This window comes from Tsukamurella hominis (assembly GCF_965137015.1).
Taxonomy (GTDB): domain Bacteria; phylum Actinomycetota; class Actinomycetes; order Mycobacteriales; family Mycobacteriaceae; genus Tsukamurella; species Tsukamurella hominis.
In genome coordinates this window covers 26,228-51,168 of the sequence record NZ_CBCRZG010000016.1, presented here as the reverse complement: position 1 = coordinate 51,168, position 24,941 = coordinate 26,228, and the positions used below count along the sequence as shown (strand labels likewise).

Sequence of the window (24,941 nt, the reverse complement as noted above, 5' to 3'; positions counted from 1 at the left end):
TCCCCCGCCTGCCAGACTGCGCGCATGCGAAGAAGCCGCACCCCGCTCCGTCCCGCCGCCCTCGCCGCGGCCGTGCTCGCCGCGGCCGTTACTCCCGCGACGGCGGGAGCGGCACCGTCGAACCAGGCCTGCGGAGGCTGGCGCACGACGGTCCTGCGGTCCGGGATGGGCACGCTCGAGAACCTCGCCTTCGACGGTGCCGGCACCCTCTACCTGGCCCGGCAGAACGTGGTCACCGGGAAGGGGAGCCTGCTCGCGGGCACCGCGCCCGGCGCGCTGCGCACCGTCGTCGACCTGCCGAACCCCGGCGGGATCGTGGCGCGCGACGGCGCGGTGCACGTCGCGACGGCGAACAGCGCACCGTCGGGGCTGCTCGGGAAGACGGACGGCACGGTGACCGTCGTGGACCCGGCCACCGGCGCGGCGCGCGTCGTAGCGTCCGGGCTGACCATGCCCAACGGCCTCGCGCTCCTGCCCGACGGCCGCGCCGTGACCAGCACCGTCCTCGGCCCGCGGCAGGGCATCGTCGTGACCGCGCCCGGCGGCGCGCCCGTGCCCTTCGCGCTGCGCGGCGAGCCCGTCAACGGCCTCTGGTTCGACGGTGCCTCCGGCCGCCTGTGGGCCTCGACGGCCACCACCGCGACCACGCGGCTCTACGCCATCGATCCCGCGCGGCCCGACCGGCCGCGCCGCTACGAGGTGCCCGGGTTCGGGCCGGGGCACTTCGCCGACGACCTCACCGTGGGGCCCGACGGTGCCGTCTACGCCGCGCTGGACCTGCCGGGTACCGTCGTGCGGCTCGATCCGGCGACCGGCGCGCAGTGCACGATCGCGACCGGACACCGCGGCGTGACGTCGGTGCGGTTCGGCCGCGGTCCGGGCTGGGACGGCGCCGCGCTGTACGCGACGACCCTCACCGGCAAGCTGCTTCGACTGTCCCGATAGCCGACCCGATCTGACAGACTGGCCCCGATGCAGAAGTTTCGGAACCTCACGATCCTGGTGATCGCCGCGGCCGCCGTCGCGGCGTGCGGCCCGTCCACCCCCGATGCCCCGCCGTCCACGACGACCGCGGCGCAGGCCCCGTCGGCGACCATGTCGGCGGCGCCGTCGTCGGGCGCGGGACGCTCGGCGACGTGCGGTACGGACTTCCTCGCGAAGCTCTCGGTGCGCGAGAAGGTCGGGCAGCTGCTCATGGTCGGCGTGCGCGACGCCGCCGACGCCCGGCGCGCCGTGCAGCAGGGCGTGGGTGGCGTGTTCATCGGCAGCTGGACCGATCGCGCGGTGTTCTCGGGCGGGACGCTGCAGGCGGTCGCGAAGGCCGGGAAGGTGCCGGCCATGGTCTCCGTCGACGAGGAGGGCGGCCGCGTCTCCCGCGTACCCGGTGCGAACCTCGTCTCGGCGCGCGAGCTGGCGAAGACGATGACGGTGCCGCAGGCGCGCGCCGAGGGCGCGCGGATCGGGAAGCTGCTCAAGTCCAAGGGGATCACCGTGGACTTCGCGCCCGACGCCGACGTCTCCGCCCAGCCCGACGACTCCGTGATCGGCGACCGCTCCTACTCGGCGGATCCCGCTGTGGTGGTGCAGTACTCGCAGGCCTTCGCCGCGGGCCTGCGCGACGGCGGCGTGTACCCGGTGTTCAAGCACTTCCCGGGGCACGGCAGCTCGTCGGGCGACTCGCATCAGGGCGGCGTGAGCGTGCCGCCGCTGAGCCGGCTCAAGCAGAAGGACCTCATCCCGTTCCGCGCCGCCGTCGACACCGGTGACGCTGGCGTCATGGTCGGCCACCTGACGGTGCCGGGGCTCACCGAGCCGGGCCTGCCGACCAGCCTCAGCCCCGCGACGATGCGGCTCCTGCGCGACGGTGTCGGGTACGGGGCGAAGCGCTTCGACGGCCCGATCTTCACGGACGACCTGTCGGGCATGAAGGCGATCACCGACCGGTTCAGCGTGCCGCAGGCCGTCGCGAAGTCGCTCGAGGCCGGCGCCGACGTGGCGCTGTGGATCTCGACCGATCAGCTGAGCGCGGCCATCGACGCCGTGGAGGCGTCGGTGAAGGCGAAGCGGATCACGGCGAAGCAGCTCGACGATTCGGTGCTGCGGGTGGCGCGCGCGAAGCACGCCGTACGCTGCTGATTCCGAACGGATTTCACCGGAACTTACTTGCGAGTAACCTCGTGGGCTAGGATCTGACTCGAGAGTAAGGAGGACGCCGATGGCCGGTGGGACGAAGCGTTTGCCGCGCGCGGTGCGCGAGCAGCAGATGCTGGACGCCGCCATCAAGGTGTTCTCGCGCAACGGCTTCTACGAGACGTCGATGGACGCGGTGGCCCGCGAGGCGCAGATCAGCAAGCCGATGCTGTACCTGTACTACGGGTCGAAGGACGAGCTCTTCGCCGCGTGCGTCACGCGTGAGGCCGGCCGGTTCATGCGCAGCATCGAGTTCGACGCCAGCCCCACGCTGCCGCCCCTGCAGCGCCTGCGCTCGGTGATCGCCGGCTTCCTGAAGTACGTCGACGAGAACCGTGACGCCTGGCGGGTCATCTACCGCGAGGCCACCGGTCAGGCGGCGTTCGCCGCGCTCACCGAGGTGAACCGCGAGCGCGTGGTCGAGATGACCGCGGTGCTGCTCCGCGAGGCCGCCAAGTACGCGCCGGAGGACACCGATTTCGAGCTCTACGCCGTCGCCCTCGTCGGGTCCGGTGAGGCGATCGCGGACCGTCTGGCCACCGGCAAGGTCGAGCTCGACCGCGCCGTCGAGATCATGACCTCGTTCCTCTGGGGCGGCATCCGCGGCGAACGCCCGGAGTAGTCGCCCGACGGTGCCCGGCCCGGCCCGGTGGGCGGGTGCCCGGGTACGGCGGGTGTGTAGTCGCTCCGCGAAGCGATGCGTCCGACGCATACCCCGGTAGTGCCAGGTCAGAAGCTGTTTCTGGGCGCTGGTAATGCGCCCGGCGCATCGCCTCGGGGTGCTGAAAGTGGCACTGACCTGGTGCGATGAGGGGTATGCGTGGCACGCATCGCTCTTCTGAACGACTACCGCCCCCGCCCCCGGCGCGCACGACCGCACCCGGAGACGACGATGCCCGCCGCGGCCGAAGCCGGGCGGGCACCGTCGGAGAACAGGACTACAGCGGGGTGACGGTGGCCGTCACGTGCGGGAACCCCTTCTTCAGGTCCTTCGCGACGATCTCGGTGCCGCCGGTCGCCTCGTCGCGCGAGACGTAGAGGCCGATCTTCGCGGGCAGGATGACCGGCTTGCCGAAGCGCACGTGGTGCACGACCGCGTCGGGGATGTGGCCCTCGACGACGCGCAGCATCGCCGCGGCCGTCCATGCGCCGTGCGCGATCGACGACGGGAAACCGAACGCCTTGCCGCCGATGGGCGACATGTGGATGGGGTTCCGGTCGCCGCTCACGCCGGCGTAGCGGCGGATCAGTCCGCCGTCGGCCGAGAGCAGTGCGTCGGGGGCGCCGGGCCGGCCCTCCTTCGGCGCAGGACCGGACGGCTCACCGGACAGCGAGGTCCGCTGCTGGATCAGCATCGTCGACACCTCGGATGCCACGGACGCGCCGGCCGCGTCCGTGAACTCGGTGGTGAAGTCGATGAGCATGCCCTTGCGGTGCTCGCGCAGGTTGCCGACGGACGTGCGCAGCGTCAGCTTCTCGCCCGGCTCCACCCGGCGGCGGCGCGTGATCGTGTTCTCCACGTGCACCGACCCCACCGCCGCGGCGGGGAAGTCGTCGGCGAGGAACAGGTCCATGATCAGCGGGAAGGAGAGCACGTAGAGGTACATCACGGGCACCTCGCCGGTGTTCTTCAGCCCGACGACCTCGCAGTACTCGCCGACTCGCGCGGGATCCACGTCGACGGTGAGCTCGACGGTCCGGTCCGGCAGAGCCGTCTCCGGCTTGAGCGGTCCCTGCTTCCCGATCACGGGCAGGATGCCGCGCAGCCCGCGCGTGAGCACGGAAAGGCTCGACGGCGGCGCCTGCAGCACGGTGGTCTTGGTCGCCATGATCAGGCCCCCAGCAGGCTCTGACCGCACACGCGCACGACATTGCCGGTCACGGCGGCCGAGGCGGGCGCGGCGAAGTAGGCGATGGTCTCCGCGACGTCGACGGTCTGGCCGCCCTGCTGCAGCGAGTTCATGAGGCGGCCGGCCTGGCGGGTGGCCAGGGGGATCGCGGCGGTCATGGCGGTCTCGATGAAGCCGGGCGCCACGGCGTTGATGGTGATGTTCTTCTTCGCCAGGACCGGGGTGTAGGCGTCGACGATGCCGATGACGCCGGCCTTGGTCGCGCCGTAGTTGGTCTGGCCGCGGTTGCCCGCGATGCCGGCGATCGACGAGACGTCGACGACGGAGCCGCCCTCGTTCAGCGCGCCGGCGGCGAGCAGGTCGTCGACCAGCTGCTTCGGGGCCTTGAGGTTGACCGCCATGACCGAGTTCCACTTGCCCTCGTCCATGTTGGCGAGCAGCTTGTCGCGGGTGATGCCGGCGTTGTTGACGACGATGTCGAGGCCGCTGTGGCGCGACTTCACCAGCTCGGCGATCTTCGCGCCGGCGTCGGGCGCGGTCACGTCGAGCGGCAGAGCCGTGCCGCCGACCTTGTTCGCGACCTCGGACAGGGCCTCGCCGGCGGCGGGGATGTCGGCGGCGATGACGTGGGCACCGTCGCGCGAGAGGACCTCGGCGATGGTGGCGCCGATGCCGCGGGCGGCGCCGGTCACGAGCGCGACCTTGCCGGCGAGCGGCTTGTCCCAGTCGGCCGGGGCGGCGGCGTCCTTGTCGGTGATGCGGATGACCTGCGCGTCGACGTACGCCGACTTGCCCGACAGGAGGAAGCGCAGCGTCGAGGCGAGGCCCGAGGCGCCGGTGGCGGCGTCCGGGTGCACGTACACGAGCTGGGCCGTGGCGCCGTCGCGCAGCTCCTTGGCCACCGAGCGGGTGAAGCCCTCGAGGGCGCGCTGGACGATGTGCTCGTCGAGGTCCTCGATCAGCTCCGGGGTGGTGCCGAGCACCACGAGGCGGGCGCTGTTGCCCAGGGAGCGGATCTGCGGGCCGAAGAACTCGTACAGGCTCTTGAGATCGTCGATGTTCGTGATGCCGGTGGCGTCGAAGACCGCGCCGCCCAGCTTCTCGGCGCCGCGGGCGCCGCCGTTGTTGACGACGAGGTCGTAGTCGGCGAGCAACTCGCGGACGGGCTCGACGAGGCGGCCCTTGCCGCCGAGGAGGACGGGGCCGGCGAGCGCGGGCTTGCCGGCCTGGTAGCGGCGCAGGACCGGCGGCTGGGGCAGGCCGAGGCGGCTGGCCAGGAAGGAGCCGGGGCCCGACTTCACGAAGGCCGCGTAGAAGTCCGTGCTGGGTGCATCAGGCATGTGGGGTACCTCATCCGTGTGGGGTTCCGATAGGCTATCGACAAGCAACTTACTCCAGAGTAAGAATACTCGGTAGTAGCAACCCTCGATCACTGGGAGAAACCCGTGGCAAACATCGAAACCCGTCCGGTCGCCATCCTCGGTGGAAACCGGATCCCCTTCGCGCGTTCGGACCGTGCGTACGCGAAGGCCAGCAACCAGGACATGTTCACCGCCGCCCTCAATGGTCTCGTGAGCCGCTTCAACCTGCAGGGCGAGCAGCTGGGCGCCGTGGTCGGCGGCGCCGTGCTCAAGCACAGCCGTGACTTCAACTTGATCCGCGAGTCGGTGCTCGGCAGCCCCCTGAGCCCGTACACCCCCGCCTTCGACGTGCAGCAGGCCTGCGCCACCGGCCTGCAGGCGATCAACGCCGCGGCCCAGGGCATCCAGCTCGGCCGCTACGAGGCGGCCGTCGGCGGCGGCGTCGACACCACCTCCGATGCCCCGATCGGCGTCTCCGAGGGCATGCGCAAGGTGATGCTCGAGCTCAACCGCACGGGCAGCACCGTCGACCGCCTCAAGCTGCTCGGCAAGCTCCCCGCCAACCTCGGCATCGACATCCCCCGCAACGGCGAGCCCCGCACCGGCATGTCGATGGGCGAGCACGCCGCCATCACCGCCAAGGAGATGGGCGTCTCCCGCGCCGAGCAGGACGAGCTGGCCTACCTCAGCCACACCAACATGGCGGCCGCCTACGACCGCGGCTTCTTCGAGGACCTGGTCACCCCGTACCTCGGCCTCACCCGCGACGACAACCTGCGCCCGGGCAGCACCGTCGAGAAGCTCTCGACCCTCAAGCCCGTCTTCGGCGTCTCGCTGGGCGACGCGACCATGACGGCCGGCAACTCCACGCCGCTCACCGACGGCGCGTCGACGGTGCTGCTGTCCTCCGACGAGTGGGCGGCCGAGCGCGGCCTGCCCGTGCTCGCGTACCTCAAGGACGTCGAGTACTCGGCCGTGGACTACGTCGGCGGCAAGGACGGCCTGCTCATGGCGCCGACCTACGCGGTGCCGAAGCTGCTGGCCCGCAACGGCCTCACGCTGCAGGACTTCGATTTCTACGAGATCCACGAGGCCTTCGCCTCCGTGGTGCTGGCGACGCTGCAGGCCTGGGAGTCGCCCGAGTACTGCAAGGACCGCCTCGGCCTCGACAAGCCGCTCGGCTCCATCGACCGCAGCAAGCTCAACGTCAACGGCTCGTCGCTGGCGGCGGGCCACCCGTTCGCCGCGACCGGCGGCCGCATCGTGGCGTCGGCCGCGAAGCAGATCAAGGAGAACGGCGGCGGTCGCGCGCTGATCTCGATCTGCGCCGCCGGCGGCCAGGGCATCACCGCCATCATCGAGGGCTGACGCCCCGGGCCCGAGGCCCGGAGGACTGATGCAGCCGGCCCCGGCCGCCTAAGCTGGTGTCATGACCGCGACGGACGATCTGATCGAGAGGATCCTGCGCGACTACGACACCATCACGGTGGTCGGGGCCAGCGTCGATCCGGCGAAGGCGGCGCACGACGTGCCCGCGTACATGCAGCACCGGGGCTGGCGCATCATCCCGGTCAACCCGCACGCCGACGAGATCCTCGGCGAGCCGGTCTATCGCACGCTCGCCGACGTTCCCGAGCAGGTCGGTCTGGTCGACGTCTTCCGGCCCGCGGAGTTCACGCCCGACATCGCGAGGCAGGCCGTCGCCGCCGGGGCGACGGCGCTCTGGCTGCAGCTGGGTATCCGCTCCGCGGAGGCGCGCGAGATCGCCGAGGCCGCGGGGCTGCTGTACGTCGAGGACCGCTGCCTCATCATCGAGCAGCGCCGCACCCGCATCTCGAGGAGGAGCGCATGACCTTCGGCATCGCGGTCGTCGCCGTAGTCGCGGTGGTGGCCGTGCTCATGCTCATCGGCGTGATCTGGTTCCTCCGCGACTCCAACAAGCGGATCAAGGATTTCGCCAACTCCGGCGATCTCATCCCCGGCCGCCCCGGCCGCGCGCCCGCGGAGTGGGCGAACGCCACCTCCACCGAGGCGCTCCTGCATCAGCGCACCCGCTACGCCATCGCCGACGTGCACCGCGGCGCCTTCGCGCCCGCCGTCCCGCCGCCCGCCGACTCCGCGATCGACGGCCCCGAGTCCGACCTCGCCGCTCTCGACGACGCCGTCTTCGCCCTCGACGACCGCATCATCGCCGCGGCGCAGCTCTCGGGTGAGGAGCGCACCAAGGCCCTGGGCGAGCTGGAGCCCAAGGTCGCGGCCCTGGAGGGCCTGACCGGCAAACTCTGGGACGCCCCGTCCGCCCAGCGCCGCACCCTCATCGACGGGGTGACCGCGACCCTTCTCCGCTGAGCCCGTCGCTCGCGCGGGGCGGGGTGTTGTTCGGAGCAGCTATGCGTCCCACGCATACCCCCCGTCCTCCAGGGAATCAGCGCCCGCCCGCGACCGCCGCCGCCCGCGGGCGACTCACCGCCGCGCGGAACCGCTCCACCCCGACGTGCAGCCCCCACGACAGCACGATCGTGATCGCGGTCGTCACGACGACGATCGGCCACGTGGAGCCGGTGAACAGCGACCAGCCGAAGAGGTCGAGCACCACGAATTCCATGACGATCACGTGGATGAGGAAGAACTCGTAGCTGATGGAGCCGAGCCACACCATCGGGCGCGAGCCCAGCACGCGCGCCGGTCCGGTCGCGAACGCGGCCACCAGCAACCCGCCGATCAGTGCCTCGAGCAGGAACTTCGTCACGCCCTGCGCCGGCGTGGGAAGCCGCAGGTCGATCGGCCCGGCGAGCGGGGTCAGCAGCACGCCGTAGGCGACCGCCGCGGCGAGCAGCAGCGGCCCCCGCGGCAGCCGCACCCGATCGACCAGCAGCGCCACCACGATCCCCGCGGCGAACGCGGCCGCGAACGCGGGCGGCCACGACCGCGCCGTCTTCCCGAAGATCTCCGTCGCGGTCACCAGCACCAGCCAGCCCACCGAGACCGCGACCATCGCCGCCGGAACCGTCCACGCCCGACGGGCGCGCACCAGCCACAGCCCCAGCAGCGGAAGCGCCAGGTAGAAGGCGACTTCCACGCACATGCTCCACATCTGCGTCAGGCCCGTGTGCACGTGGCCGACGCCGTAGATCTGCGTGAAGGTCAGGTGCCGCAGGTAGTCGCCCCACCCGTGCCCGTGCGGCGAACCGTCGGGCCGCCACAGGTAGATCGCGTAGACGACGGTGACCACCACCCAGTACGCCGGCAGGATCCGCCAGGCCCGCGCGACGGCGTACCGCCGCACGTCCGGCGACGCGCCTTCGGCCCGCGCGCGGATCCACGGCCGCACCAACAGGAATCCCGACAGTGCGAAGAACACGGGCACCGCGGTCTCGAGCCGCGCGTAGGCGGCGCCGAGTGCGTCCGGGGTGAAGTCACCGCCCCAGAACGCGGCGTGGGTGACGCACACCCCGAACGCCGCCAGCGCCCGCAGCCCGGTGAGGGCGGGGACGTGGCCGGAGCGCGGGGCGGTGTCGATGGCGGCTCAGATCTTGATGGCGGGGATGAGCCGGTCGAGGTTCCACAGCCGGTTCCGCCGGGCGGACAGGCACGACACCGTCACGGACGCGACCCACAGGAACACCAGCACCGCGATCGCCTGCCACAGGCGGTTGTCGATGCCGCCCAGGATCAGCTGCCGCAACCCGTTGACGCCGTAGGTCATCGGGTCGTACTTGTGCAGGATTTGGAAGGGTCTGGCGGTGGTCTCGACGGGATACATGCCGCCGGAGCTCACCAACTGCAGCATCAGCAGCGCCATGATGAGCACGCGGCCGACGGCGGGCCCGACGAAGGCGTTCACCGCCTGAGTGAACGCGATGAAGGACAGCGACACCCCCATCATGAAGAAGACCATCGCGATGGGATGGGCCACCTCGAGGCCCAATCCGAAGCGCACCACGCAGTACAGGATCGCGGCCTGGAACAGGCCGATCGCGGCCGCGGGCAGGTAGCTCGCCATCACCACGCGGATCGCCAGCACCTCGGCGGCGATGGCGCGGTTCTGCAACGGCCGGAACACCATCCACAGCACCAGCGCGCCGAAGAACAGGGCCAGCGTGAGGAAGAACGGCGCCATGCCGGTGCCGAAGTTCGGGGCGCGGTTCTCGTGCTGCGCGTCCAACTGGACGGGCCCGCCGATGGTCTGCGCGACCTGCGAGGTCTGCTCCTGCGACCACTTGGGCACGGCGCCCGCGCCCTCGCGCAGCTTGGTGGACAGCTCCTGGCTGCCGTCGCGCAGCTGCACCGTGCCGGCCGAGAGGCGGGTGGCACCGTCGGACAACTGCGTGATGCCGTCGTCGAGCGTGGCGTTCCCCGCGGCGAGCTGCTGCGCGCCCGACCGCAGTTCGGTGAGCTTGGCGGTGAGGTCGCCGCCGGTGGCGCCGACCTGGGCGAGCACGGTCTGCAGCGGGCTGCCCGGCGTGCGGAGCTGCTCGGTCAGGGTGGCCGCGGCGTCGGTCGCGGCGATGATCTGCTGCTTCGCCGCGGGCGTCACGGACGCCTGGGCGAGCTGTGCCCGCACCGCCCGCAGGCCCTCGGCGGACTGTCGCGCCGCGGGATCGGGGCTGACGGCGAGCTGCCTGATCGCGGCGTCGATCCCGGCCAGCGCGGTGTCCTGCGTCTTGACGAAGACGCCGGCCTTGTCGGCGGCCTCGACCAGCGCGGCCGCGCTCTGCTGCAGCTGCGCGGTGTTCCCGCCCAGCCCGGACAGCGCCTTCGTCACGGCGAGAAGCGGATCGGTGGCCTGGGTGATGCCGTCGGAGAGCTGCTGCGAGCCCGCGCGCAGCTGCGCCGAGCCGGTCTTCGCGGTCCCGAGGCCGGTGGCGAGCTGGGCGGCACCGTCGTTCGCGGTGACCAGGCCGTCGTGGAGCTTCCCGGCCCCGTCGGCGGCCTGTTCGATCCCGGAGCCGGCGGTGATCATCATCGACAGCACCTGGTTCACGGCCTGCCCCGAGATGCGGGTGGAGACGGCGTTGAGCACCTGCGACATCGCGGTCTGGCCGATGGTGGAGCTGATGTAGTTGTTGGCGTCGTTGTAGACGGCGCGCAACTGCGCCTTCTCGGGCTTGCCGGTCATGGGGGAGGCGATGGCGGAGGAGAAGTTCTCCGGCAGCTCCAGCATGAAGTAGTAGGTGCCGTCCTTGACGCCCTGTTGCGCCTCGGCGGGGGAGACGATGTTCCAGTCGAGGCTCTTGTCGTCGGCGAGGGACTTCTCCACCTCGGCGCCGGCGTTGATCTTCTGGCCCTTGACCTCGGTTCCCTTGTCGGCGTTGACCAGCGCGACGGGCATCTTGTTGACGTGGCCGAACGGATCCCAGAAGGCCCACAGGTAGAGGGCGCCGTAGACCAGCGGCAGCAGCATCATCACGACGATCGCGGCGCGCGTGAGCCGACTGCGGCCGAAGCGCTTGATCTCGGATCCGAAGGCGAGGCCGGCGGCGATGGGGACCAGGCTGCCCTTCGAGGAGGCCTTCTTCGCGGGCGTCTTCGCGGGTGTGTCGTCGGAGTTCTTGTCGGACATCGGGATCAGTCCTTCCGGGTCAGGGCGCGGCGGTCGTGCAGGGTGTGCTGCGGGGCGGTGCCGCCGAGGGGGTTGGTGACCCCGACGATCACGGTGTAGCGGGTGGAGACCGCGCCGAGCCGCTGGACGGCCTCGGCGCGTCCGGGGTTGTCGCGGACCTGCTCCAGGTCGCCGACGATGAGGATCGGCCGGTTCCCCAACAGCGCCAGCGTGATCCGCAGCAGGAACAGCTGCAGGTCGCTGAGCTCGACGATGCGGGTCTTCGGCCCGGGGCGGTCGACGTCACCGAAGACCTGGTCCATCTCGAGGCTGCCGGCGCTGAGCGGCACCATGGAGTACCAGGGCGCGAGCCAGCGCCGCTGCTCGGCGAGCACGGTCTCGACGGTGACCGAGTCGTCCAGGTCGTCGATGTCCTCGAAGGCCGCGATGGCGCACTTCTTCCGGATCGCGCCCGGGGTGGTCGCCCCGAGGGCGTTCACGGTGCCGTGGTTCGGCTTGAGCCGCCCGGCGAGGGTGAGGAGCAGCGCGTCCTGGTCGCGGCCCGCGGGCATCTGCACGGCGTGCAGGCCGGGGCCGAACTCCAGGTCGATGCCCTGGAACAGAGGGCCGTGCTCCCCGTCGACGCCGATGTTCACCGCCGTGAGCTGTACGTCGTTCGGCTGGTCGTCATCCATGCGGGGCTCTCCGGAGGTCGTCGGCGCAGGTCGGTAGCAATCCTACGGTGGCTGCCCGACGGTGCCGCGCCCACGTCGGGCGCACCGTCGGCGTACGTCGGCGGCACCGTCGGGCCCGGGAACGGGCGAGGGCGCCCCGACCGGTGGTCGGAGCGCCCTCGGGGTGCTCGTGGTTACGAGGCGACGATCAGAACGCGGCCTCGTCGAGGTCCATCGCCTGGTTGTCGATCGCGGCGATGATGTCCTTGGTGCCGGTGAGCTGCGGCAGCATGTTGGCGGCGAAGAACTTCGCGACGCCGACCTTGCCCTCGTAGAAGGACTTGTCGGCACCGGTGGCACCGCCGTCGATCTTGGCCTGCGCGATGACGGCCTGGTGCAGGAGGCGCCAGCCGACCATCAGGTCGCCGAAGGCCATGAGGAAGCGCACCGAGCCGAGGCCCACCTTGTACAGCTCCGACGGCTCCTGCTGCGAGGCGAGCGCGAAACCGGTGAGCGTGGCGGCCATGGCCTGCACGTCCTCGGCGGCGGTCTTCAGCAGCGCCACGTCGGCGGCGAAGGCGCCACCGGCGTTGGCCTCGATGAACGCGGTGATCTGGCCGGCCACGTGGCCGAGCGCGGCGCCACGGTCGCGGAGGATCTTGCGGAAGAAGAAGTCCTGCGCCTGGATGGCGGTGGTGCCCTCGTACAGCGAGTCGATCTTCGAGTCGCGGACGTACTGCTCGATCGGGTAGTCCTGCAGGAAGCCAGAGCCGCCGAAGGTCTGCAGCGACTCGGTGCCGAGCAGCGTGAACGCGCGCTCGGAGCCGACGCCCTTGACGATCGGGAGCAGCAGGTCGTTGACCTTGTAGGCCATCTCGGCGTCGGCGCCCGAGACGGGGGTCGCGGTGCGGACGTCCTGGTGCGCGGCGGTGTACAGGTACACGGCGCGCAGGCCCTCGGCGTACGCCTTCTGCGTGAGCAGCGAGCGGCGCACGTCCGGGTGGTGCGTGATGGTCACGCGCGGCGCGGTCTTGTCGGCCATCTGGGTCAGGTCGGCGCCCTGGACGCGCTGCTTGGCGTAGTCGAGCGCGTTGAGGTAGCCGGTCGAGAGGGTGCCGATGGCCTTGGTGCCGACCATCATGCGGGCGTGCTCGATGACCTTGAACATCTGCGCGATGCCCTTGATCTCCTCGCCCACGAGCCAGCCCTTGGCGGGCTTGCCGTGGCCGCCGAAGGTGACCTCACAGGTGGTGGAGGTCTTGATGCCCATCTTGTGCTCGACGCCGGTGACGTAGACGCCGTTCTCCTCGCCGAGGTTGCCCTGCTCGTCGAAGTGGTGCTTCGGCACGAAGTACAGGCCCAGGCCCTTGGTGCCCGGGGCGCCGCCCTCGGGGCGGGCGAGCACGAGGTGGAAGGTCGACTCGAACATGCCGTCCATCACCGCGGAGGTGATGAAGCGCTTCACGCCCTCGATGTGCCAGGAGCCGTCCTCCTGCTTGATGGCCTTGGTGCGGCCCGCGCCCACGTCCGAGCCGGCATCCGGCTCGGTGAGCACCATGGTGGCGTTCCAGTTGCGCTCGGCGGCGATCTTCGCCCACTTCTTCTGCTCGTCGGTGCCCTCGTCGAAGAGGATCTGCGCGAAGCCGGGGCCCGCGGCGAACATGAAGACGGGCGGGTTGGCGCCCAGGAAGAGCTCGCCGATGCCCCAGTACAGCGAGCGGGGCACGTCGGTGCCGCCCAGCTCGTCGTTCAGGCCCAGGTAGGCCCAGCCGCCGTCGGCGAAGATCGCCTGCGACTTCTTGAATGCCTCGTTGATCGTGACCTCGTGGGTCTCCGGGTTGAAGACCGGCGGGTTGCGGTCGGCCTCGGCGAAGGACTCGGCGATGGGGCCCTCGGCCTGACGGGCCGCCTCGCGCAGCATCTCCTTGGCGGTGTCCTCGTCGAGGTCGCCGTACGCACCGGAAGCCAGCACCTCGCCGACGCCGAGATCCTCGAAGAGGTTGAACTCGATGTCGCGGACGTTGCTCTTGTAATGGCCCATGGGGCTGTTCCACCTTCTCAGATCAGGCTGTCGGACTGTTACCTGCCGGTAAGTTACCGCTCGGTAATATGCATAGGATAACGCGCCCGCGGCGTGCGAACAAGTGCAAGCACCCCTAGGGCGTGATCGCCTCCTCGCGGCGACGACGTGCACGAACCGCCAGGTCAGTACCCGTGCCGTGGTACGGATCACTCTCGCGCCATTCCACGTGCTCCACCACCATGTCGTCGGGGAGCGCCTCCGACAGCTCGGCGGCCCCGAACGTCGGCAGGCCGGGGTGCGCGTCCGCCTTCTCGTGGGCCAGCAGAAGCAGTAGCCCGCCCGGTGCCAGCGACTGCGCGACCTTCGCGATCGCCGCCGCCCGGTCCTCCGGATCGGGATGCACGTACGCCCACACGGCCAGGTCGTAGGGCTGGTCGGGGATCGCGTCGGTGGTGATGTCGAGCGGGGTCCAGTGCAGCCGGGCGCGGACGGTGCGCGGCGACCGCGCGGCCACCGTCGCCGCCTTGTCGAGGCCGACGCGCGAGTAGTCGACCGCGGTCACGTCCCACGCGCGGGTCGCGAGCCACAGCGCGTGCCGGCCCTCGCCGGCGCCCACGTCGAGGGCGCGGCCGGGCGGCAGCACGGTCACCTGCTCGACGATCCACGGGTCGGGTGGCGTTCCCCACACCAGCTCGGTGGCGCGGTAGCGGTCGTCCCACTCCCGCGCTCCGCGCAGCTGCTTCTCCTCGTGCGCGAGCGCCGCGGGGGAGAGGGGGCCGACGGTGCTCTCCTCGCGCTCCTGATCGGTCCGGTCGATGCCGTCCGGGGTGGCGTCGGGCGTGCTCACAGCAGGGCCTCCTTGAGGTAGGCCACGTCGTCGGCGAGGCCGTCCGACGGGGTCTCGAGGATGATCGGCGCCCCGGCGGCGCGGGCCACGTCGGCCAGCAGGTCGGGGTCGATGGTGCCGTCCTGCAGGTTCGCGTGCCGGTCGCGCGCGGAGTCGAACTCGTCGCGGGAGTTGTTCAGGTGCACCAGGTCGATGCGGCCCGTGATCGCCTTGACCCGCTCGACGATGCCCATCAGTTCCTCGCCGCCCGCCCAGGCGTGGCACGTGTCCAGGCAGAAGCCCGCGCCCTGGTCGCCGACCGCGTCCCACAGCCGATCGATGGTCTCGAGCTGCCGCGCGATCGCCCCATCGCCGCCCGCGGTGTTCTCGATGAGGATCGGCACGCCGAAGCCGCCCTTCTCCTCCTGGCGCGTGAAGAGCTTGCGCCAGTTGTCGATTCCGGCCTGCAGGTCCTCGCCGTCGCGCAGGTGCCCGCCGTGCACCACGAGCCCGAAGGCGCCGAGGTCGGCGGCCGCCGCGGCCTGCTGCTCGACGGCCTTGCGGCTCGGCATCCGGAGCCGGTTGTTCAGGCTCGCGACGTTGATGACGTAGGCCGAGTGCACCACGATCTCCAGCGGCGAATCCTTGAGCGCCTGTGTCTGCGGGTGCGGCTCCGGCTTCTTCCAGCTCTGGGGGTCGGAGACGAACATCTGGATCACGTCCACCCCCAGCTGTTCGGCCGTTTCGACGGGGTGGGTGTCACTGCGGACATGGGCTCCGATGCGCATGCGTCCAGCGTAGTGGCTCGCCCGCCCGCGGGTCGGCGGGTCGGTGTCTCTCCTGCGGAAGCCATGCGTGCGACGCATGGCCCGGTCTTCGCAGGTAGAAGGCGAATCCGTGAGGCAGGCCACGCGTCGCACGCATGCCCCGGTCTCGGTGGTCCGCCGTCGTGCCCGGGAGGAGCGGCGTCCGGTGGGGGAGGAACCGTCCCCCACGCCCCGTCGACGCGGCGCGGGGGATGATCGCTGTGGCCGCGCTGTCTCGGCGTGCCTGTGGAGGACCGCGGTCCTGTGGATGACGGCGCCCGCGCACCCGGTTCGCGGCCCGATCGTGGGGGCGCGGCGGCCTAGCGTGACGCCATGATGGTCGTGCGGACGACGGCGTGGCGGGGCGGACCCGCGGACGCGTACGAGCGCTGGGCGGGGCTCGAGGCACGCGCCGCGGAGGAACTCGACGCGGCGCTCGACCGCGCGGCGGCGGAGATCCGCAGTGGAGGTGGCGAACTCGCGGCCCGCCTCGCCGCGATCGAGCTCCCCGCCGCCGTGCCACTCGCCGGCGCGCGGGCGCCGTCGACCCCGGTGCGGGCGCCGGGCCGCCCGGCGTCCGCCGCGCAGCGGGACCGGGAGAATCGCGCCCGCCTCGCCGCGGATCTCGCAGCCGCACCGCCCGGGCCGCGGCGCCGGATGCTCGAGACGATCGACGCGCGGCTGCGCGAGCTGGGCCGCGGCGGCGAGACGGTGCAGCTGTTCGAGTACGACCCGGACGCCTTCGACGGCGACGGCGCGGTGGCGGTCGCGATCGGCGACCTCGACAGCGCCCGCGCCATCGGCGTCGTGGTCCCGGGCATGGGCACGACGGCGGCGTCGATCGGGGCGGTCACCCGCAACGCCGAGAACCTGCAGGCCGCCGCCCGGCGCGCGGACCCGGCGACGTCGACCGCGACCCTGGCGTGGATCGGGTACGACGCCCCGTCGGGCCGGGCGGCCGTCGCGCAGGTCCTCACCGGCGCCCATGCCCGACGGGGCGCCGCCGAGCTGCGGGCCGACCTCGACGACCTCGCGCGGATGCGGCCCGACGATCCGCGGGTCGTGGTCTTCGGCCACAGCTACGGCGCGACGACGGCGACCACGGCGGGCGCGGGAGGGGCGCTGGCGGGCACCGTCGACGCGATGGTGTTGCTCGGTTCGCCGGGCGCCGGACCGGTGCGCTCCGCGTCAGAGCTGGGGATGCCGGTGTACGTGGCGCGCGATTCCGACGATCCGATCCCTCGGGTCGGCGCCACCGACGGCGCCGCGCAGGGGCTTCGCCGGTGGTTCGGCGTGGAGCTGGGGCTCGGGATGGACCCGGCGGCACCGTCGTTCGGGGCGACGGCGGTGGACGCCGAGGGGCCCACCGGCTTCGGCATGGGTGCGCACTCGGGGTACTTCGACGAGGGCTCGCGGGCGCTGGACGCGTTCGCGACGATCCTGGCGGGAGGGGGAGCGGATGTCCGGTGACGAGGTGGACATCGGGGAGCTGGAACGCGTCGCCGCGGGGTGGGAGGACGCGGCCGAGGGGTTCGCCGAGCAGGCCGCGCGGTGGCGGGCGGCGACGGGACCGCCCGAGGTGCTGGCCTTCGCGGCCCGCGCGGCCGCGACGCTCACCGCCCATGAGGAGGCGGCGAGCGCCGCGGCGCGGCGGCTGCGGGACTACTGCGCGACGGTCGTTGCGACCGACGAGGACGGCGCCCGCAGCGTGCGGTGCGCGATCCAGGCCGCGGCCAGCATGAGCACCACGCCGATCGCGGAGGTCACCGAGACGCCCGCGTCGAAGGCCTGACCGGCGGCCCGGACCAGGCCGTCGGCGGCCTCGGCCGGCAGCTGTGTGGCGACGTGGTGGGCCCCGGCGAGGGTCTCGCCGGCGTCGGCCGCTTGCTCGGCGGTGAGGCCCGCGGGCAGCGCGAGCTTCGCGGCGTAGGCCCCGGCGAGGATCGAGCCGAGGACGGCGGTGCCGAGCACGGAGCCGAGCTCGTACGCGGTCTCCGAGACGGCCGAGGCCGCGCCCGCCTTCTCGGCGGGCACCGACGAGACGATGAGGTCGTTCGACAGCGTCTCGGCGGCGCCGATGCCCACGCCGAGCATCGCGAAGGCGATGAGCACGGCGAGCGTGGACTCCGGCGAGGCGAAGGCCATCACCACGGCGTACGCGGCGGCGGAGACGAGCATGCCGCCCACTACCACGGTCGACGGGGCGATCCACCGCACGACCCGCACCACGTACAGGCCTGCGACCATCATCATGATCAGACCGGGGACCAGCGCCCAGCCGGCGTCCATCGGGCTCATCCCCACCACCAGCTGGAGGTGCTGCGAGACGAAGAACATGAAGCCGACCAGCGAGAAGACGCTGAGCAGGTTCACCGCGACGGCGCCCGAGAAGCGACGGTCCGCGAACAGCCGCACGTCCAGCATCGGGTCCGGGCGGCGCAGTTGCCGGCGCAGGAACAGGCCGGTGGAAACCACGCCGACGACCAGCGCCACCGCGACGACCGCGAGGTCGCCGCCCTTGGCGAGGGTCTTCACCGCGTAGACGATCGGGGTCAGTGCGAGCAGCGAGAGCACGATCGACACCGGGTCGATGCGGCCCGGGTTCGGGTCGCGCGACTCGGGGACGAAGATCGGCGCCAGCACCAGGAGCGGGATCAGCACGGGCACGGCCATGAGGAAGACCGAGCCCCACCAGTAGTGCTCCAGCAGGAAGCCGCCCACGATGGGGCCGAGCGCGGCGCCGCCGGCGAAGCACGACGCCCACACCGCGATCGCGAGCCGGCGCTGCTGCGGATCGGTGAAGATGTTGCGCAGCAAGGAGAGCGTCGACGGCATCAGCATCGCGCCGAAGAAGCCGAGGCCCGCGCGGGCGGCGATGAGCGCGCCCGCGGTGGGGGCGTAGGCCGCGACGACCGACATGGCGGCGAAGCCCGTCGCGCCCAGCAGGAGGAGGCGGCGACGGCCCAGCCGGTCGCCCAGGCTGCCCATGGAGACGAGCAGGCCCGCGAGCACCAGCGGGTAGACATCGATGATCCACAGCTGCTGCGCCGCGGTCGGGCCGAGCGTGGCGGCGATCGAGGGCAGCGCGAAGCCCAGCACGGTCCCGTCGATGGACACGAGCAGCACCGGGAGCATCAGGACCGCGAGCGCACCCCAGTCGCGCACCGTGGCGCGCGGGGACGCGGTCGTGGTGGGGAGCGTGGTGGTCATGGCGGCACTTCCTGGGGTGTCGTGGGTTCGAGGACATCGTTACTGTACCAGCTGGACGGTATAGAAACGAGAGACCGCGATCACCCCTACGATGCGAGATGTGCCACCCCCTCCCGCTGCCCGCGCCAAACTGCTCGACGCCTTCGTGAAGATCCTCATCGAGCACGGCGAACGCGCCGCGACGCTCGAGGCCGTCGCCGCGGAGGCCGGCGTCAGCAAGGGCGGGCTGCTCTACCACTTCGGGTCGAAGAAGGCCCTGGTCGACGGGCTGTGCGACTGGCTGGACGAGCTCGTCGCCGCCGACGTCGAGCTGATGGCCGCCGCGCCCGAGGGGGCGGTGGAGTACTACGTGCGCACGTCGAACTACGACGACTCGCAGCTCGACCGCGCGATCGTCGCGGTGCTGCGGCTGAGCCAGGCCGCCAACGACCGCGCCGAGCGCGCGATCCGGTCGATGCAGGACCGCTTCCTGGCGACGGTGCAGGAGCAGGTGCCCGACGAGGCCACCGCCCGCGCGGTCCTGCTCCTCGGTGACGGCCTCTACTACGACGCCGCCCTCAGCGGCGGCCGCCGCCGCGCCACGGACGAGCAGATGGCCGGCCTCCTCGCCGTCGTCGCCCGCATGGTCGACGGGGCGCCCTGACAGCGGACGCGGATCAGCGCGCTGTGGCGGTCGCGTCCTCGACGGGATCCCACACGTCGCCGGGCAGGTCGCCGGGGAGGTTCGGATTGCCGCGCCCGACGAACCTGTCGTCGACGCCGCGCTTGGTCATCGCGTCGTAGTCGCGCAGCGCACCGAAGGCCCACTTGCCGAGCAAGGCGATCGCGATCAGGTTCACCGTGGCCATGAACGCCATCGCGACGTCGGCGAGCATCCAGACGGTGTCGAGCTCGGCGAGGGTGCCGACGCCGACGGCGGCGAGCACGAGGGTCTGCAGGACGCGCAGGCGCTGCCCCTCCAGGCCGAGGAAGTTGAGGTTGATCTCGGCGTACGAGTAATTGCCGATGATCGACGAGAACGCGAAGACGAAGACCAACAGGGCCATCGGCACCGTCGTCCAGGTGCCGAGGACGGCCGAGATCGAGTCCTGCGTGAGCACGGCGCCACCGGATTCGGGCTCGCTGCCCGGCGTGTAGACGCCGGAGACCAGCACGATGAACGCGGTCGCGGTGCACACGACGATGGTGTCGACGAAGACGCCGAACGACTGGATCAGCCCCTGCTTCACCGGATGCGAGACGGTCGCGGTCGCCGCGGTGTTGGGCGCGCTGCCCATGCCGGCCTCGTTCGAGAACAGGCCGCGCTTCACGCCGTTGAGCAGGGCGGCCAGGATGCCGCCGGCGGTGCCGGCGAGGGCCTCGTCGAGCCCGAACGCCCCGGCCACGATCTGCCGGATCACCTCGGGGAAGGCCGTGATGTTGAGGGCCACGATCACGAGCGCGATGCCGACGTAGGTGAGCGCCATGACGGGCAGGATCACCTCGGCGACCCGCGCGATGCGGCGCACCCCGCCGTAGAGGATCGGCGCCGTGATCACCATGAGGCCGACGGCGATCCACGCGGTGTCGACGTGGAAGGTGGCCGCGAGGGAGCCGCCGATCGTGTTGGCCTGCACCATGTTGAAGGCGAAACCGAAGGCGAAGATCAGCAGCACGGCGAAGACCATGCCCCACCGGCGCGAGCCGAGTCCGCGCTGGATGTAGTACGCGGGCCCGCCGCGGAAGCTGCCGTCGGCGTTGCGCACCTTGAACATCTGCGCCAGCGTCGCCTCCACGAAGGCCGTGGCCATGCCGACGAGCGCCACCACCCACATCCAGAACACCGCGCCGGGCCCGCCGAGCACCAGTGCCACGCTCACGCCGGCGATGTTGCCCGTGCCCACCCGCGACGCAAGGCCCACGCAGAAGGCCTGGAACGACGAGATGCCGCCGTCGGCGTCCGAGCGGGACGAGCCGATCGCGCGGATCATCTTGGGCAGCAGTCGGACCTGGACGAACCGGGTGCGGATCGTCATGTAGGCGCCGACGCCCAGCAGCAGGTAGATCAGCACGTAGTTGTACAGGTTCGTGCTGAGCCAGTCGATGCCGGTGTTGACGTGGTCGAAGAGCGAGGTCATCCGTTCCTCTCGTGAAGCGTGCGGTGGAACGATGGTTTCACGCGCGCGCCGACGGCCCCGTCGGGCCTCCCGTGCGCGGGCCGACAGCCGGTACGCACGGCTAATTGAGTGACCCTCAGTAGGGTCTTTACCCCGGCCTGACCAGCGGGTAGGTTGGACGCCATGCCATCGATCTTCATCTCCGGCGGTGCCCAGGGCATCGGCCGGGCCACTGCCCTGCGCTTCCTGTCCGAGGGGTGGACGGTGGGCGTCTACGACGTCAACGCCGCCGCGCTGGAGGAGCTGAAGGCCGAGCATCCGGCGATCGTCACGGGCACGCTCGACGTGACCGACTACGACCAGTGGGAGGCGGCGCTCGCCGACTTCACGCAGCACACCGGCGGCAGCCTGACGGTGCTCGACAACAACGCCGGCGTGCTCTTCAGCGGCGACCTCGACGAGATCACGCCGCAGCAGATCAAGCTGCAGATCGACATCGACGCCCTCGGCGTGACCTACGGCGCGAAGGCGGCGCTGCCCTATCTCAAGGGGCAGCCGGACGCGCACCTGGTGAACATCAGCTCGGCCTCGGCGATCTACGGCCAGCCCGGCATCGCGACGTACAGCGCCGCCAAGTTCTACGTCTCCGGCTTCACCGAGGCGCTGGAGTTGGAGTGGGAGAAGCACGGCGTCCGCGTCGTCGCCATCTGGCCGCTGTGGGCGAAGACGGCCCTCGCCGAGACCGACGCCAAGAGCACGCGGACCCTCGGCGTGAACATCACGCCCGAGGAGGTCGCCGAGCAGGTGTGGAACTCCGTGCACCCGGGGATCCAGGTGCCCTTCCTGCCCCGGATCCACTATTCCGTCGGAACCCTGACCACGCTGCTGTCCAATTCGAGTAAATTCGCCCCGAGGTCGGTCGTGCGGCTGATCAACCAGATCACCAGCCAGTAGTCCCCGCCGGCTGCATTTCCCATCCGAGAAGGAGTCTCCACCACCGTGATTCAGACCACGATGCAGGACGGCGAGCTGACTATCGCCCGTCTCGTCGAGTACAGCCGCCGTGTCTTCCCCGAGGCCAAGATCACCACGTGGACCGGCGAGGGCCTGCGCGATCTCTCCTTCGCTGAGGTCGGCGACAAGGCGTCCCAGCTGGCCCACGCCCTGACCAAGCTGGGCGTGCAGCGGGGCGACCGCGTGGCGACGTTCATGTGGAACAACAACGAGCACCAGGTGGCCTACGCCGGCGTGCCCGCGATGGGCGCCGTCCTGCACACGCTGAACCTGCGCCTCTCGCCGGAGCAGGCCGTGTTCATCATCAATCAGGCCGACGACAAGGTGATCCTCGTCGACGCCTCGGTCGCACCGCTGCTCGGCAAGTACCTGGCCGCGACCCCGAATGTGCAGCACGTCATCGTCGCGAACGGCCCGAAGGAGGCGCTCGAGGCGCCCGAGGGCATCACGGTGCACTCCTTCGACGAGCTCATCGCGGGCGAGCCGACCACGTTCGCGTGGCCCGAGATCTCGGAGCGCGACGCGGCCGTCATGTGTTACACCTCCGGCACCACGGGCGACCCCAAGGGCGTCGTCTACAGCCACCGCAGCATCTGGTTGCACTCGATGCAGGTGAACTCGTCGTCGGGCATGGCGCTCGGCAACGCCGACTCCGTGCTGGCGATCGTGCCGATGTTCCACGTCATGTCGTGGGGCCTGCCCTTCGCGGCGATGATGGGCGGCATCACGCTGATCATGCCCGACCGCTTCCTGCAGCCCGAGCCGCTGCTGCAGATCCTCGACGCCACGAAGGCCACCTTCGCCGCGGCCGTGCCCACCATCTGGGCCGGCGTCGCCGCGCAGCTCGCCGTGAAGCCGCAGGACATCTCGCACCTGCGCGAGGTCGTCGTCGGCGGCGCGGCGGTGCCCCCGTCGATGATCCGCGCCTTCGACAAGCTCGGCACCCGCATCGTGCACGCGTGGGGCATGACGGAGACCTCGCCGCTCGGCTCGGTCTCGCGCCCGCCCTTCGGCATCGAGGACGAGACCGAGGAGTTCGCCTACCGCGTCACGCAGGGCCGCTTCCCCGCGTCGGTGCAGGCCCGCCTCATCGACGACGAGGGCAACGAGCAGCCCTGGGACGGCGAGGCCGCCGGCGAGCTCGAGGTGCGCGGCCCCTGGATCACCGGCGCGTACTACTCGCCCGAGGGCAACGTCTCCGACGAGTCGAAGTTCCACGACGGCTGGCTCCGCACGGGTGACGTGGCGTCGATCAGCCCGGACGGCTTCATGACGATCCGCGATCGCACCAAGGACATGATCAAGACCGGCGGCGAGTGGATCAGCTCCGTCGAGCTCGAGAACACGGTCATGAGCAACCCGACCATCGCCGAGGCCGCCGTCGTCGGCGTGCCCGACGAGAAGTGGGACGAGCGTCCCTTCGTGCTGGCCGTGGTCAAGGACGCCGCCGACGCGGACGCCGAGAAGCAGCGCGCCTTCCTCGCCGACCTGCTGCCCAAGTGGCAGGTGCCCGAGCGCTGGGCCTTCGTCACCGAGGTGCCCAAGACCTCGGTCGGCAAGTTCGACAAGAAGCTCATCCGCGCCGAGTACGCCGACGGCACCTACACCGTCGTGGAGTCGCGCGGCTGAGAGCCGTTGAAAAATCACGGTCGAAAGGGGGCCGTCGCGGGCATCATGTCCGCGACGGCCCCGTTTTCGCGGTGATCCTTCAATGAGGTGGGTGCCGGGGCGGATTCTTACGGATCCGTGAGGTGTTGCCGCGACCCTCCCGGACAGGGCTTCTGCGTGCCACGCTGGATCCATGACCGAGGAGACCGCGAGCCGCACGACCGCCTGGGCCGCCGCCCTGGCGGGCGTCCTGGCCGGTGCCGCCGGGCTCGCGGTGGCCGAGCTCGTCGCCGCCGTCGTCGCGCCCGGGGCGAGCACGCTGTTCGCGGGCGGGGCCGCGGTCATCGACGCCGCGCCGCCGTGGCTCAAGGACTTCGCCGTCGAGTCCTTCGGTACCGCCGACAAGGCGGTCCTGCTGGGCTCGATGGGCGTGGTGCTCGCCCTGGGTGCCGCGGCCGCGGGCCTGCTCGAACTGCGCCGCCCGCCCTGGGGCGCAGGGCTGTTCGGCCTCGTCGGGATCGTCGGCGCGCTGATCGCGATCCTGCGCCCGGACGCCACGGCGCTGTGGGCGGTCCCGAGCCTCGTGGGCATCGCGACGTCGATCCTCGTCCTGCGCCTGGCGATCCGCCGCCTCCGCCCCGCGCCGGACGCGCCGGAGGACGCCGCCGGGATGGACCGGCGCGGCTTCCTCCTCGTCGCCGGCGCAGCCGCGGGGACGACGGTGCTGGCCCTCGCCGGGGCCCGCCTGCTCTCGGCGGGCGCGACGGCAGTGCAGGCGGCGCGCGAGACGCTCCGCCTGCCCGCGCCGCGGACCGTCGCGCCACCGGCCCCGGCGGACCCGCCGATCGCCGGGCTCACCCCCTACGTCACGCCCACGGCGGACTTCTACCGCATCGACACCGCCCTGCGCATCCCGCAACTCGACCCCGCGGACTGGTCGCTCCGCGTCCACGGCATGGTCGACGCGCCCTTCACCCTCACCTGGGACGAGCTGCTCGCGCTGCCGCTGGAGGAGCACCACGCCACGCTCGCCTGCGTCAGCAACGAGGTGGGCGGCGACCTCATCGGCAACGCCCTCTGGCTCGGGCACCCGATCCGGAATCTCCTGGAGCGGGCGCGGCCCCGAGCAGGCGCCGACATGGTGCTCTCGCGCAGCAGCGACGGCTTCACCGCGGGCACCCCGTTGGAGGTGCTGCGCGACCCCGCCCGCGCCTCCCTGCTCGCGATCGGCATGAACGGGCAGCCGCTGCCCGTGATCCACGGCTTCCCCGCCCGGCTCGTCGTCCCGGGCCTGTACGGCTACGTCTCGGCGACCAAGTGGGTGACCTCGCTGAAGGTCACGACGTTCGCGGAGGACCAGGGCTACTGGACTCCGCGGGGCTGGTCCGCGCTCGGGCCGATCAAGGTCCAGTCGCGCATCGACGTCCCGCGCGGCTCCGTCTCCGCCGGCGCGGTGACGGTGGCCGGGGTCGCCTGGGCGCAGCACACTGGCATCGGCGGCGTCGAGGTCCGGGCCGACTCCGGCGCGTGGGTGCCGGCCCGCCTCGCCGACACCGTCGGCCCCGATACCTGGCGGCAGTGGAGCGTCTCCCTCCCGCTCGACCGCGGCGAGCACACCCTGGAGGTGCGCGCCACCGACGCGAACGGGACGGTCCAGACCGACGCGCAGGCGCCGCCCGCCCCCGACGGTGCCACCGGCTGGCACCGCGTCGTCGTCACCGCGCGGTGAAAGACCGGGAGC

The 24,941-nt window shown here is 71.5% G+C and carries 21 protein-coding genes; 11 read left to right on the top strand and 10 right to left on the bottom strand.

Annotated features, from left to right (window positions below; translation table 11 throughout):
* Positions 1-24 precede the first annotated feature (24 nt).
* The 3 genes from ACM9LD_RS18340 to ACM9LD_RS18330 all read left to right on the top strand — a co-directional run bounded on the left by ACM9LD_RS18340 (position 25) and on the right by ACM9LD_RS18330 (position 2,812).
* Positions 25-945, top strand: a complete 921-nt coding sequence (locus tag ACM9LD_RS18340; protein WP_415677996.1) for an SMP-30/gluconolactonase/LRE family protein — start codon at positions 25-27, stop codon at positions 943-945.
* 27 nt (positions 946-972) lie between these two features.
* The gene (locus ACM9LD_RS18335; protein ID WP_415677995.1) at positions 973-2,136 is read left to right on the top strand and encodes a glycoside hydrolase family 3 N-terminal domain-containing protein; all 1,164 of its coding nucleotides are present in this window, start codon (positions 973-975) and stop codon (positions 2,134-2,136) included.
* A gap of 79 nt (positions 2,137-2,215) precedes the next feature.
* The gene (locus tag ACM9LD_RS18330; protein ID WP_224647710.1) at positions 2,216-2,812 is read left to right on the top strand and encodes a TetR/AcrR family transcriptional regulator; all 597 of its coding nucleotides are present in this window, start codon (positions 2,216-2,218) and stop codon (positions 2,810-2,812) included.
* A 316-nt stretch (positions 2,813-3,128) separates the two neighbouring features.
* Here the strand turns inward: ACM9LD_RS18330 and ACM9LD_RS18325 are convergent, their stop codons facing one another.
* Together ACM9LD_RS18325 and ACM9LD_RS18320 are read right to left on the bottom strand one after the other, a co-directional pair.
* Positions 3,129-4,019 carry a MaoC/PaaZ C-terminal domain-containing protein gene (locus ACM9LD_RS18325; RefSeq protein ID WP_415677994.1) on the bottom strand — a complete coding sequence of 297 codons (891 nt, stop codon included), beginning with the start codon at positions 4,017-4,019 and terminating at the stop codon, positions 3,129-3,131.
* A gap of 2 nt (positions 4,020-4,021) precedes the next feature.
* A complete protein-coding gene (locus ACM9LD_RS18320) occupies positions 4,022-5,380 on the bottom strand; it encodes a 3-oxoacyl-ACP reductase (protein ID WP_415677993.1) in 1,359 nt (452 codons plus the stop codon).
* 105 nt (positions 5,381-5,485) lie between these two features.
* On the opposite strand from ACM9LD_RS18320, the gene ACM9LD_RS18315 reads away from it, so the two are divergent.
* The 3 genes from ACM9LD_RS18315 to ACM9LD_RS18305 all read left to right on the top strand — a co-directional run bounded on the left by ACM9LD_RS18315 (position 5,486) and on the right by ACM9LD_RS18305 (position 7,750).
* Positions 5,486-6,769: an acetyl-CoA C-acetyltransferase gene (locus ACM9LD_RS18315; RefSeq protein WP_224647706.1), complete on the top strand. Its 1,284-nt coding sequence runs from the start codon at positions 5,486-5,488 to the stop codon at positions 6,767-6,769.
* A gap of 61 nt (positions 6,770-6,830) precedes the next feature.
* The gene (locus tag ACM9LD_RS18310; RefSeq protein WP_415677992.1) at positions 6,831-7,253 is read left to right on the top strand and encodes a CoA-binding protein; all 423 of its coding nucleotides are present in this window, start codon (positions 6,831-6,833) and stop codon (positions 7,251-7,253) included.
* Entirely contained in the window at positions 7,250-7,750 is a 501-nt protein-coding gene (locus tag ACM9LD_RS18305) for a hypothetical protein (protein WP_415677991.1), read from the top strand. Before ACM9LD_RS18310 ends, ACM9LD_RS18305 begins: the two co-directional genes overlap by 4 nt.
* A gap of 76 nt (positions 7,751-7,826) precedes the next feature.
* Here ACM9LD_RS18305 and ACM9LD_RS18300 read toward each other — a convergent pair whose 3' ends face one another.
* From ACM9LD_RS18300 to ACM9LD_RS18275, 6 genes are all read right to left on the bottom strand, one after another.
* Positions 7,827-8,876, bottom strand: coding sequence for an acyltransferase family protein (locus ACM9LD_RS18300; protein WP_415678046.1), 1,050 nt, complete (start codon positions 8,874-8,876; stop codon positions 7,827-7,829).
* 51 nt (positions 8,877-8,927) lie between these two features.
* Positions 8,928-10,886, bottom strand: a complete 1,959-nt coding sequence (locus tag ACM9LD_RS18295) for a YhgE/Pip domain-containing protein (protein WP_336670131.1) — start codon at positions 10,884-10,886, stop codon at positions 8,928-8,930.
* A gap of 83 nt (positions 10,887-10,969) precedes the next feature.
* Entirely contained in the window at positions 10,970-11,638 is a 669-nt protein-coding gene (locus ACM9LD_RS18290) for a hypothetical protein (RefSeq protein ID WP_415677990.1), read from the bottom strand.
* A 187-nt stretch (positions 11,639-11,825) separates the two neighbouring features.
* Entirely contained in the window at positions 11,826-13,658 is a 1,833-nt protein-coding gene (locus tag ACM9LD_RS18285) for an acyl-CoA dehydrogenase (protein WP_415677989.1), read from the bottom strand.
* Between the two features lie 115 nt (positions 13,659-13,773).
* Positions 13,774-14,487 carry a class I SAM-dependent methyltransferase gene (locus ACM9LD_RS18280; protein ID WP_415677988.1) on the bottom strand — a complete coding sequence of 238 codons (714 nt, stop codon included), beginning with the start codon at positions 14,485-14,487 and terminating at the stop codon, positions 13,774-13,776.
* A complete protein-coding gene (locus ACM9LD_RS18275) occupies positions 14,484-15,254 on the bottom strand; it encodes a deoxyribonuclease IV (RefSeq protein WP_415677987.1) in 771 nt (256 codons plus the stop codon). The genes ACM9LD_RS18280 and ACM9LD_RS18275 overlap by 4 nt, the downstream gene beginning before the upstream one ends.
* A 351-nt stretch (positions 15,255-15,605) precedes the next feature.
* Between ACM9LD_RS18275 and ACM9LD_RS18270 the strand changes: the two genes are divergently transcribed.
* Positions 15,606-16,742 (top strand): alpha/beta hydrolase, encoded by a 1,137-nt coding sequence (locus ACM9LD_RS18270; protein ID WP_415677986.1) that lies wholly within the window; start codon positions 15,606-15,608, stop codon positions 16,740-16,742.
* A gap of 192 nt (positions 16,743-16,934) precedes the next feature.
* On the opposite strand, the gene ACM9LD_RS18265 is transcribed toward ACM9LD_RS18270, so the two are convergent.
* The gene (locus tag ACM9LD_RS18265) at positions 16,935-18,482 is read right to left on the bottom strand and encodes an MFS transporter (protein ID WP_415677985.1); all 1,548 of its coding nucleotides are present in this window, start codon (positions 18,480-18,482) and stop codon (positions 16,935-16,937) included.
* A gap of 91 nt (positions 18,483-18,573) precedes the next feature.
* Here ACM9LD_RS18265 and ACM9LD_RS18260 point away from each other — a divergent pair, with 91 nt between their 5' ends.
* Positions 18,574-19,125, top strand: a complete 552-nt coding sequence (locus ACM9LD_RS18260; RefSeq protein WP_415677984.1) for a TetR/AcrR family transcriptional regulator — start codon at positions 18,574-18,576, stop codon at positions 19,123-19,125.
* 13 nt (positions 19,126-19,138) lie between these two features.
* Here ACM9LD_RS18260 and ACM9LD_RS18255 read toward each other — a convergent pair whose 3' ends face one another.
* The gene (locus ACM9LD_RS18255; protein WP_415677983.1) at positions 19,139-20,599 is read right to left on the bottom strand and encodes an alanine/glycine:cation symporter family protein; all 1,461 of its coding nucleotides are present in this window, start codon (positions 20,597-20,599) and stop codon (positions 19,139-19,141) included.
* Between the two features lie 162 nt (positions 20,600-20,761).
* Here ACM9LD_RS18255 and ACM9LD_RS18250 point away from each other — a divergent pair, with 162 nt between their 5' ends.
* The 3 genes from ACM9LD_RS18250 to ACM9LD_RS18240 all read left to right on the top strand — a co-directional run bounded on the left by ACM9LD_RS18250 (position 20,762) and on the right by ACM9LD_RS18240 (position 24,929).
* On the top strand, positions 20,762-21,532 hold the full coding sequence (locus ACM9LD_RS18250) for an SDR family oxidoreductase (RefSeq protein WP_415677982.1): 771 nt from the start codon (positions 20,762-20,764) through the stop codon (positions 21,530-21,532).
* Between the two features lie 45 nt (positions 21,533-21,577).
* A complete protein-coding gene (locus ACM9LD_RS18245) occupies positions 21,578-23,221 on the top strand; it encodes a long-chain fatty acid--CoA ligase (protein ID WP_415677981.1) in 1,644 nt (547 codons plus the stop codon).
* Positions 23,222-23,393: 172 nt separating this feature from the next.
* A complete protein-coding gene (locus tag ACM9LD_RS18240; RefSeq protein ID WP_415677980.1) occupies positions 23,394-24,929 on the top strand; it encodes a molybdopterin-dependent oxidoreductase in 1,536 nt (511 codons plus the stop codon).
* The last annotated feature ends 12 nt before the right edge of the window (positions 24,930-24,941 follow it).

Bases quoted from the DNA above. Each gene is read 5' to 3' on its own strand.
- ACM9LD_RS18255 (WP_415677983.1), bottom strand. From the start codon at position 20,599: ATGACCTCGCTCTTCGACCACGTCAACACCGGCATCGACTGGCTCAGC.
- ACM9LD_RS18340 (WP_415677996.1), top strand. From the start codon at position 25: ATGCGAAGAAGCCGCACCCCGCTCCGTCCCGCCGCCCTCGCCGCGGCC.
- ACM9LD_RS18270 (WP_415677986.1), top strand. From the start codon at position 15,606: ATGATGGTCGTGCGGACGACGGCGTGGCGGGGCGGACCCGCGGACGCG.
- ACM9LD_RS18325 (WP_415677994.1), bottom strand. From the start codon at position 4,019: ATGGCGACCAAGACCACCGTGCTGCAGGCGCCGCCGTCGAGCCTTTCC.
- ACM9LD_RS18250 (WP_415677982.1), top strand. From the start codon at position 20,762: ATGCCATCGATCTTCATCTCCGGCGGTGCCCAGGGCATCGGCCGGGCC.
- ACM9LD_RS18285 (WP_415677989.1), bottom strand. From the start codon at position 13,658: ATGGGCCATTACAAGAGCAACGTCCGCGACATCGAGTTCAACCTCTTC.
- ACM9LD_RS18330 (WP_224647710.1), top strand. From the start codon at position 2,216: ATGGCCGGTGGGACGAAGCGTTTGCCGCGCGCGGTGCGCGAGCAGCAG.
- ACM9LD_RS18290 (WP_415677990.1), bottom strand. From the start codon at position 11,638: ATGGATGACGACCAGCCGAACGACGTACAGCTCACGGCGGTGAACATC.
- ACM9LD_RS18260 (WP_415677984.1), top strand. From the start codon at position 18,574: ATGCGAGATGTGCCACCCCCTCCCGCTGCCCGCGCCAAACTGCTCGAC.
- ACM9LD_RS18335 (WP_415677995.1), top strand. From the start codon at position 973: ATGCAGAAGTTTCGGAACCTCACGATCCTGGTGATCGCCGCGGCCGCC.
- ACM9LD_RS18305 (WP_415677991.1), top strand. From the start codon at position 7,250: ATGACCTTCGGCATCGCGGTCGTCGCCGTAGTCGCGGTGGTGGCCGTG.
- ACM9LD_RS18320 (WP_415677993.1), bottom strand. From the start codon at position 5,380: ATGCCTGATGCACCCAGCACGGACTTCTACGCGGCCTTCGTGAAGTCG.
- ACM9LD_RS18310 (WP_415677992.1), top strand. From the start codon at position 6,831: ATGACCGCGACGGACGATCTGATCGAGAGGATCCTGCGCGACTACGAC.
- ACM9LD_RS18275 (WP_415677987.1), bottom strand. From the start codon at position 15,254: ATGCGCATCGGAGCCCATGTCCGCAGTGACACCCACCCCGTCGAAACG.
- ACM9LD_RS18240 (WP_415677980.1), top strand. From the start codon at position 23,394: ATGACCGAGGAGACCGCGAGCCGCACGACCGCCTGGGCCGCCGCCCTG.
- ACM9LD_RS18265 (WP_415677985.1), bottom strand. From the start codon at position 18,482: ATGACCACCACGCTCCCCACCACGACCGCGTCCCCGCGCGCCACGGTG.